Here is a 10,378-nt window from a genome sequence, read left to right as displayed (position 1 = left end):
TCCTGGAAAGGGTCACGTCCCTGCGGGGAATCGAAGACCCTTCATTTCATTTCGTGGACGGACTGAGGGCCCGCTCCACAATCCTGGAGAGATGATTCAAGTCCTTGTCGCTGATGGTTTTATCAGGAACAAGCCCCGCGCCGGTACAAGACCCCCCATCGGGAAAAAGCATTTCGCTGTTCGTGTAACGCAGGACTGAACCGTCCGAAAGACGCGCGTCTGTCTGGGAACAGCACTTTCCGAACGTTCGCCGGCCGATGAGCCTGGCCCGTCCGTGCTGTTGCAGTATTCCGGCCAGTATTTCGGCCGCACTGGCTGTTTCGGGCCCAACGAACAGGAATACCGATCTTAAAATCTTTTGCCCACCCGGGGCATGAAATAGACGCCGCTCCCCGCCCGGGCTCCGCAGGATCCCGAGAAGCGTCCCGGTCGGCAGAAAGAGGCCTGCAATATCAAGGGCTTCGTAGAGGTCCCCGCCGGATGCGTCGCGCAGGTCGATGAAAAGGGGGGCGGCCTCCTCGGTGACTCGCAAAAAATCGATGGTGGCGAGCAGAGCGGCCCGCGTTTTTCCACCGACGAACTCGCGTATTCGCAGCACCTGATCGTCTCCCGGCTGGACGGGCTCCACATCCAGGGGCCGGAAAGCTTCACGCACGACGGTCTTTGTCACTCGTTTGCCGTCAGCCCCTCTCACGGTCAATTTGACCGGTGTTCCCGCATCGCCCCGAAGCCGGTCCGCCACGGAAATCATGTCCAGTCCCGGGATTTTCTTCCCATCGACTTCCAGCAGCACGGACCGATCGGCCACGCCCGCCCTGTCCGCCGCACCGCCCATATACACGGAAAGGAGCACGTCGCCGCCGCGGGGGACGAGCTCCGCCCCGATACCGATCCACGCATCGCGCCCAAGCATGGGGGACCGATAATTATGGGCGTTGAAGTGCCGGGCATACGGGTCGATTTCCTTCAACGATTCTGCCAGATGTTCTTCCCTCAACGCCGTCAGGGCCGCTTCCGGAGGCGGGTCAAGGGCCTGCTGGCGCAGGATCTGGCGGATTTCCTCCAGCGGGGCGGCCACCACCCACTGCGCCGCCAGAACCAGCGTCGCGGCAATGGCCCAGGCCAAGGGCCTCTTCACTGGGCCAGCTCCATCTGCATCTTCATCAACAAGTCGTATTCTTTGCGCAATGCATCGCGCTGCTGCTCCATCTGCTTGCGCCGCAGGTCCACTTCCTCGTCGCCCAGTCCGCTGCCTTCCAAGGCATCCAGGGTGGAGGACTGCTTTCCCGTCTGTTTCTTGAGCGCTGCCGTGCCTTTCCGCAATTCCGCCACGCGCTTCTGATCCGCTCCCTGCTTGGCAGCCAGCGCCTTGGTCTTCTTTTCTAAATCGGCAATCTCAGCCTGCATGGTTTTGACCCGGGTCTGGTCTTCTGCGAGCCGGACCCGGGCCTGCGACTTTCTGGCATCCAGCCGGGCGTTCTCGTCATTCAGATGGTCCCGGGTGGCGCGCAGCTCCGCCAGACGGGTTTCCCGCTCCTGCACCCGGTTCTCGTACCTGCCGCTGCTCAAGCCTGCCAAACCGCCAAAAAACCCCCCTTGACCGGGATCGTAATCCTTTCCCGCACATCCGCCGAAAAGGATCGTGGATACAACGAGGACGATGATTGCCTGGGCCTTCATACGGACAGCCTCTGGTCGATTTTGGCAAGTTGCGTGCTCCCCTCACGCAGGGTCTCCAGGTTCTTCTGGAGAGCATTGACCTCCTTTTCCATCCGGGCGATGCGCTGGTCGTCCTCGGGCCGTCCCTTGCGCTCCTGCTTGAGAATGGCGGTCTGGACCTCCAGTTCCTCGGACAGGGTCTTTTCCAGCTCCGTGTTCTCTTCGATGCGTTTCTGGAGGCCATCGCGTTTGGCGGCAAGGGTTTTTTTATTCACCGCCCCCTTGTCGTACTTGGCCCGCAACGATGCGGACTCCTTTTCGAGGGAGGCGATCTCCTGGTATGTTTTCTTGTTGTAGGCTACGGCTGTCGTATTGTATTCTTGAATATTCGCAATTTCGGCATCCAGAAATTTCTCGGTGCTGGCATAATTCTTCTTGCGCTTGGCAATCTCGTTGCCGGCCAGATAACCGATACCGGCGCCGGCAAGGGCGCCGATGGCCGCCCCCTCCCCATCTCCGATAGCCAGGCCCACCAAGCCGCCGATCACCGCGCCAACGGCCGTCCCTTCCGTCCGGGTGCGGGTCTGGTCGGACATACCGGCGCACCCCGACAGCACGGCACAGATGACCAGGACTGCCACCATTGATTTCATGACTTTCATACGCCCTCCTTTTCTGTTGCTCATAAATCGGAAAAACCGGTAAATTTTTGACGATACTCCGTTAGCCAGGTCTCCCCATCCGTGCGGCGCTTCTCGGCAAAGGACGCGGCGTGGAGTTTGACCAATTCCAAAACCAGGCGCTCCCGCCGGGTCATCTCCTTGCCCTCAAGCTGTTGGAATGCATGTTCAATATAGGTTTGCTCGTATTCCCCGAGCGTGCCGATCTTGTCCGTATAGCCCTGAAGTTGTTCATTCAGGGCGATCTCCAGTTCGTGCACCGATTTTTCCACGGCCGCCAACTGTTCCTGGTAGCGGGTGGAGACCGCGGCCAGATCTTTCGCCGTTTTTAGCGTCTCGGCGAGACGCTCCAGGCGGGAGAGATACGCGGAAAGATTGACGCCGTTGCGAGTTGCATCCTGCGCCAGACTGCGGGCGTTTTCCCGCTGGGCCAGGTCCAACTGTTCCCGGGCTTTGTCCAATGTCGCCTGAACCGCCTTGAGGGGCTCACGCAGCGTTTCATTCTCCTTCATCAACCGATCGAGAATAGGATCGACCGAACCCAACTGCACGGACGCCTGGGCCACCAGGTTGTCCAAGGTGCGCCCCACGGGCATGCTGCGGCGAAGCAAGGCCTTGTAATCCTCGTACTCCTTTTCGATTCGGGCGCGCTGGGCGGTGTTGACCACCACGTTGGCCCCGATAGCCAGCCGGGCCCCGCTGTTGAAAGACCTTCGCTCTTCGACTTTTTTTTCATCCGCATTCCATGCGTAGACGTCAAGTTCAGCGCGCAGCGAACTGCGAAGATCGCCCGGCGGGGTGGAAACGCTCCCCCCGCGCACAGCCACGCCGCCTGGCTTACCCTGCCAGATTTCGGGTCTGAACAGACCTGATGTCATTTCCTGGGCATTGCCTATGATGTCGTGGATGCCGTGAGCATCGGCCTTTCTGAGCCCCACCGGACGTATCTGGTGTTTGGCGTTGCCCAAATGCCATGCGTATTCGTTGATCTCCTCCGCGCTGAATGGAATCCTGTCATTGAAAGTGCCCGCCTGGACGGCGCTTGTCCCGCCGCGAGCGCAGTACTCCCATTCATCCTCGGCGGGCAAGCGAAGGAATCCGGGTGCGCCGTCCACGCGAGGCATGGCTGTGAGCCTTTCCGGGTGGGCCGGGTCGAAGAGCCACTGGTTGTAGCGGCGGATGAATTCCAACACCTCCTGATGGCTGACAAAGGTCAACGGCCTCATGAATGCATCCCGCAGCACGCGCCCTTCGAGAGTCGGGAGTTTCTGGTCTTCGGGATCGCCGCTGGCCGCCATCAGGGCGTCCATGCCCATGACCGCGACATACTGCCCGCGGGTCAACTCGTATTTGGCCACCATTACCTCCCAGGCGTCTTCCTTCTCGACGGGAAAAGAGCCGCTGATCTGGGTGCGCTGCAGACCCTCGAAAATTCCCCCCCCGGCATCGCCGATCTGGATGATACGGCTCTGATCCCCCCAAAAACCGCTACCGGGCACCCTGACCCTGCGGAAGACCATTTCCGCGTCCCCGGGCATTGGCAGGATCAGGTCCCCCTCGGCCGGCTTGGGGTTGCAGACGGTCGGCGGCGGGGCTTCGGCCAAAGCCGACAGGGTCCCCATCGCAGACGCCAGTAAAAGGCTCATCAACATGAAACACCGGGCAGAAAAACCGTTATTGCTCACGAATGACCTCCGCAGGATCGATGCACGTGGCCCGCCAGGCGGCGACCATGGAAGCCAAAGCCGCCAGGAAAAGCGTGACCGAACAGAAAAGGATAATATAAGAAAACGGCAGGACGCAGAACGCCTCATCCGGGGCAAGCTCAGTGGAGAAAGTCCGGTTGATGGCGCAGGCCAGGCCGGCATAGCTGCCAAAGCCTGTCAGCAGCCCCAGCGCCGCGATGATCAGCCCCTGGAAAACGGGGAAGAAAAAGACATGCCCGCGGGCGAAACCGAGCAGACGAAGGACGCCGAGATCCCGGCGCCGGCGCTCCACGGCAGCATAGAGGCTGGCCACCAGGACCGAGGTGCCGCCGACAAGGCTTAAAAGGGAGATGAGCCGGAAGAGGCGGGTTAATCCCCGGTCCAGCACCCGGATACGCCCAATGGTCTCCACCTCGGCCGCCGCCTCTATCCCCTGTGCCTTGAGCCTTTCGTAAAGGGGCGGCACGTCATCGATGCTTTGGGCATAGAGGCGAAACCCCCGGTATCCGCCGCGGGCCATATGAAAGCGCCCCGTTTTCCGTTCGAAGACGACCTTTCTCTGAGTGGCGGTGCGCAGCACCCCCAGCAGTTCCGCGGGCACGACCGGCCGGGGCAATGGGGTCGATCCGACAATTTTCAGGCGAAAGGACAGCTCCCCATCCATTCCCGAAAAGGAGACGGCGAGGGCATCCCCCTTTCCCGGTGATTTGTTTTCCGGCCACAATACCTGCAGCAGTCGGCCATCCTGGAGCAAATCCCCTCCCGCGTATCTCCCCCAGGGGAGAGGTCCCAGTCCCAGCATCGCCGCTTTTTCATCGTCCATGGAGAGCCCGATGGGACGCAGCACCTCCGCTTCGCTCACCAGATGAATTCCACCGGCGTAAGGCAGGAGCAGCTTTTCCCGCCCCCTCAATTTCTGATCAAGGGTCTGAAGGTTCGATGCGGTGACGGAGGCGCCGGGCGCCGCCAGGTCGTAAGCCGCAAGCCCGGAAGGCGGGGAAAAGCCAAGCAGTTCAGAGGCTTTTTTCCCATTCAGATCGTGAATGCGGCCAAAGCCCGTATGGATGATGAGGCCGGTCCGATCAATGGGAAAAAGGGATTCCTGAAGCAGCAGCACCGCCCCGTCAAAGCTGGGGTAAGGGTCCGGGGTTTGACCCGCCCATCCTCGCTCGGGCGCCCCATACCCCTCCTTGTAGGATTCCACATCAAGGACGAAGGACAATGGGGCGTAGACCCGCGGCAGGGAGCCGGCCCGTGGATCGAGCACATCGATGACCCTGAGGTGCACCTCCACCTGCTCGGTTTTCCCACCCCGAAAACGGCTGACACGGGCCGCCATCTTCCCCCCCGCCCTCAGCCCGCAGCGCGTGGCGGCCTCGGCGGTAACCACCGCCTCGCCTTCCTTGGGAACCAGGGCGCCGTTTTCGATCAGCAGGGGATCCCCCGGGGCTGTCGGGATCAGGTCGAAGAGTTCGCTTTTTCCTCCTTCGTTTGAAACGACATGGATCATTGAGGAGAGGGGGAGAATCGTCGGGGTCAGAAAGGCTACCCCCGGCCAGGAGGAGACCTCGCCAAACCAATTGGAAGCCAATTCGCGGGTTTGGGTTGGCCGGATCTCGCGGAATACGGGGTCCTCCACCAGCCGTTCCCGGAGGGTCTGAATGGTGCCGTACTTGAGGCCGAGAAGGACGAGAAGGGGAGAGATGACGGCGGCAAGGGCCATGACCAGGCAAAGGGTCAGGATCCATTCATGGAACAGGTGGAAAGCCGCCAGGCCGGGAACTTCCCGCAGGGGACGGGGACGGGAGGTCATGAGATCTTTTCCCGAAGTCTGCGGCACACGGATCGGGTGGTTTGGTCGGAAACCTGGACCGTATCGAAGGTGTATGCCAGATCGGCCCGGTCCATGACCAGATCAAGGTCATGGGTCACCACCACCACGGCCACACCCTCGTCGCGGGCCAGGCGCTGCATGTCGTCCATGATCGCCCTGGCGCGACTCTTGTCCACCGACGCCGTCGGTTCGTCGGCCAGCAGCAGGCGGGGGCGATGGGCCAAAGCCCGGAGAATGGCTACCCGCTGCCGTTGGCCGATGGAAAGGGTGAGGGGCATCCGCTCCAGACAGTTGCCGACCCCCATGCGCCGGGCCAAGGCCTTGAGGCGCTCGGGGGAGACGCCATCTCCCTTGATGCGACCCGGCAGACAGATGTTGCCGCGCACGTTCAGGAAGGGGAGCAGCCCCCCTGTTTGCAGAACATACCCCAAGGTGCTGCGGCGGAGCCTGGCGAGAGCCCCCTCGTCGCCGCGCTCCCACAGGGCGGCAACATCACAGGGGGGCCCGGCATCGGGGTTGATCCGGAAGCGTGCCACCCTGGTCGGGGCCATGACCAGGGCGAGCATATCGAGCAGCGTGCTCTTGCCACAGCCGCTGTCTCCCACGACGGCCGCCATCTGCCCCCGCAGAACGGTAAAGCGGGGAACCTCCAGTTCGAAAGCGCTCTCGCTTTGGCGGCGGGTCTTGACCAGCCCCTCCACGCAGACCATGCAGGGATTTATCTCCGGCATCTTCCGATCCTGCTCAGGGAAGGTAGTCCAGGTGGAGGGGATAGACCATATCCTGATCGGGATCGGTGTCGTTCAGACGGAACCAGGCGTCGACCTGTTCGTTGATGGCCCGGTACTGATCCAGCTTTGCCAGGATGCTCCATTCCAGTTGGGAGCGCTGTACGGCAGTCATGCTGGCAAACATCTCATCCGTCAGGGAGAGAATGTCGCTCTTGTAGGGCAGACTCTGGATATAGGCCGGCAGCAGCCCCGTATCGGCCAGCCGTGCCCCCTTGCCGAGATCCTCGGGCCGTTTCATCGCCTGTCCGGAGACGCTTTGCAGGGCTTCGAAGAACTGGGATTGGGTGACTTCGGCCCTCATCAGGGCCTGAACGACCTGATCCAGCGTCTGGGCAAGGGACGACAACTCCTCGCGGGTGACCAGAATCCTCACGTCCAGGGCACGGTCGGCGGGATTGATCAGATCCCGGTCAAGCGTCCAGGCCACGATGTCCTTGGGCGGACTGGCCTCCTTGCCGATGTATTCGATGAGAGCGGCCTCCCAGAGTTTGTCAAACTCCTTCAGCGGAGCGGCCTCTTCGGTTGCCTTCCCTCCCATGGTCCGGTTAAGCAGGGTGTCGATGCGGGCCGTGAGGTGATCGGCCAGCGCGCGGTATTCGTTCTCGTCGAATGCCTTGACCTCACGGATAGCCGAACTGGATTCGTCACCTCGCACCCTGGCCAGGTTCCGGAACTGGGCCAGAGCGACGGGATGGTCCTCCTCGGCGCGGGGGTCCTGCAGATGGATGGCGAACAGATGTACCTGGGCGTCGTCGTATTCGCGCCGCAGATCGGTTTCGTCCTTACCCGTTTTGTTCTGGGGATGCCCCTTGGGATGGGAGCCGGCGTCCCCTATCAGGATGACAAAACGCAGTGCCCCTTCTCTCCATTTGGAGTGCAGGGCGACATCCACCCCGGCAAAGACCTCTTCGGTGTAATCGAGACTGCCGACAGCCGTGGCACCGGCATCCTTTTCCAAAAGCTGCACCAATTGTTCACCGCTCACCAGTTCAGGGGTGAGGTTGCGGGTCAGGTACTCCAAATTGGGTGCGACCTTCAGGTCGTCCCGGTAGACCACCAGGCCGAAGCGGAAACGGTCGGCGGTTTCGGCGCTGAACTTTTTGGTCATTTGCGCCACCGCTTCACGCGTCATGTCAATGAAAGGCTGCATGCTGCGGGTGGTGTCGACGACAAAAACGATGTCCGTCTTCACGTCCTGCAAAGCACCCCCTCCCGCGGACCGGTCAACCTGGGCCTGTTCCCGGTATTCACTGTTCTCCAGGGTATCGGCGCCACGGCTGCGAGGCACCGCGGCCGCCACCTGCAGCAGCCGGACGTCGTCGCCGTTGATCTGGGTCTGAGACCACTGCAGTATGGGGAGGACATAAAATTGACGGGTGATGTCAACAAATCGTTTCGGTTCCATGCTGACCAGGCTTTCCGGATAGGTTCCCTTGCCAATCTCCTCGAAAAGCGCCTTGGCCTTGCCGGCCATGTCCAGGTCGTTGACGATATTTTCCAGGGATAAGCGGTCGCGAAACATCAGCACCGGATTCCGCCCTTCGATGGGATTCCCCGGATGGGTATAGGAGACGAGCAGCGCTTGTCGCCATTCGATAAGGTCCTTGGCCTGCATCCACCCTTCCGGGTTGGTGCGGGAACGGCCGACCTGATACCATCCTTGAGGTTCGGACGGTTGGCTGCTGTCAAGACCTTGACGTTCAAAAACGTAAAAAGGACGGAAAGCAGGCATATTGGATAGAACCACATCAGCCTCGCTGACCGCTGCCTCCCGATACATGTTGGAGAAGGGTCGGGGGAGAGCGCGCAAGGGAAGCTTCGTGGCCGTCTCCACACAGGGCCCTTCTCCCCGGCATGCAATGCCGTCGTCAAGCGGCGGGGCGGCCTGACCGGTTTGCACGGCCGGACGATGCCCCATCGTCCCTTCCAGCGTCGATAACCCGCCGGAACTTTCATGCCCCTGCGTTCCTTCGAGATCTGATGGCGCGGCCAGACTTGTTGCCGCAGAAACCATCAGAACCAGGGTGGCGACCACGCCGGTATGGATGATTCTTCGGGCCAATCCGAAATGACTCAACATGCAGCCTCCTGGCAATCAAGGGTGAAAACACGATGCAATTGTAGAAAGGCGAAACCGCTTCGGTTTGCCACAATATATTGAAGAATATAGCGGGGATAAAACCCCATATATCCATGATCGATTCTGTAACCGTCATCGTCCGGATGCCGTTGAGGTTCCAGAGCCTGCATCCACACTCTAAAGGCCAAAGCAAGTTGCGTTCCAAAAGATGGAATAGGCCCGCCAGGGATGGGTGAATGCCAATAGTAAGCGAATATCGTTAAACTTTATTTTCGGCGGGAATGTGGATCGTCTGAGAAGCCTGTTGATGTTTTGAAGGGGTACATTTCATTTATTTGCAATTAATATAACAAAATTTATATCAACTTCAGGAGGGGGCCGGGGGTGGAATCGGCATCAAACTTGACGGTTCAGTGAAAATCGCCTTTTTCGCTGGTGCAAGTGTTAAGGCGGTGAAGATGGAAACTATCCTCACGCAAAGTCCGGTGACAGAGCTCGACAAGGTGGTCGTGGTGGGTGAAAAGAAATATCTGGGTGCGCTGAGCGGCCAACCCCGAGTGCAACGCTATAAGCCGACGAACTATTGGTGAAAATTCATTACCCGGCTGCGGCCCGGTAGGTTTTGTGAACCGCCTGGTGCGGACCTGATGGCCAGGTGGTGTGGGGGCTGGCGGAGAGAAACTTCCGACTACCCGATTAGCCATCGGCGGCTTCTCGCCGCGGAATGACTTCTGTGACAGAAGCTTCCTTTGTAAACATATCCTTGCGGTTCCACCAGAGGACCAGGGCCGCAACAATGATCAGCAGGTACGTGTCGTAGGGCTGTGCGTCCGGAAAGATTGGATTCATAAGCGCGAAGTGGAAGAACGCCGACAGCAGAATGCTGCCACGCGACCTATTAAACAGTGCAGTTGCGATGACGCTTATCGCCAGGCACCCAGCAAAGAACGCCCTGAATGACCACGCGCTCTGCTGTGTTCCACTCAACAGAAAGGCTGGCAGATGCCACAACCCCCATATGACACCAAGAATCAGCCCGGCCCAAATCGGAGCGAACTTCCTTTGCAGAAGAGGAAGCGCGAGACCCCGCCAGCCGAACTCTTCGATCGGGCCTTTGATGGCGGCAAGGACCAACGCCACGAGTAGAGCCTGAAAGGACGCCAATGGGAACGGTTCCGTGAGAAGGTTCCCTCTAAGCGCAGAACCGCTAATGAAGATCAATGGAATGCCAATGATCAGAAAGGCATACCAGGCCGCGCCGCAGCGCCAGAGCAACACCCGTCCGAGGAAGCGCCGCAGGCCTGTGAGGCCACCGGTGCGGGCAACAAGAGTGAACGCCGCGATTGCAGGCGCATACACGGCCAGGAAAAAGAGCGGATGGTTGCCGGTGAGCTGGCCGAACACCTCACCCATTCGTTCCGGAAGAAAGATGTACAACCCAAGAATTCCCCAAGCCAATCCAAACGAGATCAGTAGAAATGGGGTAAATGAACGGAAGGGCACTCGGTATGCTTCACGCACTGAGGTGTTTGGGAGCATGTTTTTGTTCTTTCAAGGCACTGGTTCAGTTCAATAGGTGATCTAATTATTACAACAAGTTACAGCGAATATAGGGGATGGCCATATTG

Annotated in this window: 9 protein-coding genes; 1 reads left to right on the top strand and 8 read right to left on the bottom strand. The window is 59.9% G+C overall.

Translation table 11 applies throughout. The features are described 5' to 3' along the window. Positions 1-46: 46 nt before the first annotated feature. The 7 genes from ACEW8N_RS18975 to ACEW8N_RS18945 are packed head-to-tail and all read right to left on the bottom strand — an operon-like array spanning position 47 to position 8,750. Positions 47-1,138: a S41 family peptidase gene (locus ACEW8N_RS18975; RefSeq protein ID WP_373501433.1), complete on the bottom strand. Its 1,092-nt coding sequence runs from the start codon at positions 1,136-1,138 to the stop codon at positions 47-49. Continuing rightward, positions 1,135-1,680: a hypothetical protein gene (locus ACEW8N_RS18970; RefSeq protein ID WP_373501432.1), complete on the bottom strand. Its 546-nt coding sequence runs from the start codon at positions 1,678-1,680 to the stop codon at positions 1,135-1,137. Before ACEW8N_RS18970 ends, ACEW8N_RS18975 begins: the two co-directional genes overlap by 4 nt. Beyond that, positions 1,677-2,321 (bottom strand): YMGG-like glycine zipper-containing protein, encoded by a 645-nt coding sequence (locus ACEW8N_RS18965; RefSeq protein ID WP_373501431.1) that lies wholly within the window; start codon positions 2,319-2,321, stop codon positions 1,677-1,679. The genes ACEW8N_RS18970 and ACEW8N_RS18965 overlap by 4 nt, the downstream gene beginning before the upstream one ends. A gap of 20 nt (positions 2,322-2,341) precedes the next feature. Further along, entirely contained in the window at positions 2,342-3,985 is a 1,644-nt protein-coding gene (locus ACEW8N_RS18960) for an SUMF1/EgtB/PvdO family nonheme iron enzyme (protein ID WP_373501430.1), read from the bottom strand. A gap of 28 nt (positions 3,986-4,013) precedes the next feature. Continuing rightward, positions 4,014-5,858 (bottom strand): ABC transporter permease, encoded by a 1,845-nt coding sequence (locus ACEW8N_RS18955; protein WP_373501429.1) that lies wholly within the window; start codon positions 5,856-5,858, stop codon positions 4,014-4,016. Then, a complete protein-coding gene (locus ACEW8N_RS18950; protein WP_373501428.1) occupies positions 5,855-6,610 on the bottom strand; it encodes an ABC transporter ATP-binding protein in 756 nt (251 codons plus the stop codon). The genes ACEW8N_RS18955 and ACEW8N_RS18950 overlap by 4 nt, the downstream gene beginning before the upstream one ends. A gap of 13 nt (positions 6,611-6,623) precedes the next feature. Next, entirely contained in the window at positions 6,624-8,750 is a 2,127-nt protein-coding gene (locus tag ACEW8N_RS18945; RefSeq protein WP_373501427.1) for a vWA domain-containing protein, read from the bottom strand. A 458-nt stretch (positions 8,751-9,208) separates the two neighbouring features. Here ACEW8N_RS18945 and ACEW8N_RS18940 point away from each other — a divergent pair, with 458 nt between their 5' ends. Continuing rightward, the gene (locus ACEW8N_RS18940) at positions 9,209-9,340 is read left to right on the top strand and encodes a hypothetical protein (RefSeq protein WP_373501426.1); all 132 of its coding nucleotides are present in this window, start codon (positions 9,209-9,211) and stop codon (positions 9,338-9,340) included. A 106-nt stretch (positions 9,341-9,446) separates the two neighbouring features. Here ACEW8N_RS18940 and ACEW8N_RS18935 read toward each other — a convergent pair whose 3' ends face one another. Continuing rightward, positions 9,447-10,289: a type II CAAX prenyl endopeptidase Rce1 family protein gene (locus tag ACEW8N_RS18935; protein WP_373501425.1), complete on the bottom strand. Its 843-nt coding sequence runs from the start codon at positions 10,287-10,289 to the stop codon at positions 9,447-9,449. Positions 10,290-10,378 lie beyond the last annotated feature (89 nt).

Origin of the sequence: Desulfococcus sp. (genome assembly GCF_041737845.1) — a bacterium.
Taxonomy (GTDB): domain Bacteria; phylum Desulfobacterota; class Desulfobacteria; order Desulfobacterales; family Desulfococcaceae; genus Desulfococcus.
This window is presented reverse-complemented; position numbering and strand designations above follow the sequence as displayed.

What these genes read in the sequence shown, in the direction of transcription:
- ACEW8N_RS18950 (WP_373501428.1), bottom strand. Translation starts at nt 6,610, where the DNA reads ATGCCGGAGATAAATCCCTGCATGGTCTGCGTGGAGGGGCTGGTCAAG.
- ACEW8N_RS18955 (WP_373501429.1), bottom strand. Translation starts at nt 5,858, where the DNA reads ATGACCTCCCGTCCCCGTCCCCTGCGGGAAGTTCCCGGCCTGGCGGCT.
- ACEW8N_RS18940 (WP_373501426.1), top strand. Translation starts at nt 9,209, where the DNA reads ATGGAAACTATCCTCACGCAAAGTCCGGTGACAGAGCTCGACAAGGTG.
- ACEW8N_RS18970 (WP_373501432.1), bottom strand. Translation starts at nt 1,680, where the DNA reads ATGAAGGCCCAGGCAATCATCGTCCTCGTTGTATCCACGATCCTTTTC.
- ACEW8N_RS18965 (WP_373501431.1), bottom strand. Translation starts at nt 2,321, where the DNA reads ATGAAAGTCATGAAATCAATGGTGGCAGTCCTGGTCATCTGTGCCGTG.
- ACEW8N_RS18960 (WP_373501430.1), bottom strand. Translation starts at nt 3,985, where the DNA reads ATGAGCCTTTTACTGGCGTCTGCGATGGGGACCCTGTCGGCTTTGGCC.
- ACEW8N_RS18945 (WP_373501427.1), bottom strand. Translation starts at nt 8,750, where the DNA reads ATGTTGAGTCATTTCGGATTGGCCCGAAGAATCATCCATACCGGCGTG.
- ACEW8N_RS18935 (WP_373501425.1), bottom strand. Translation starts at nt 10,289, where the DNA reads ATGCTCCCAAACACCTCAGTGCGTGAAGCATACCGAGTGCCCTTCCGT.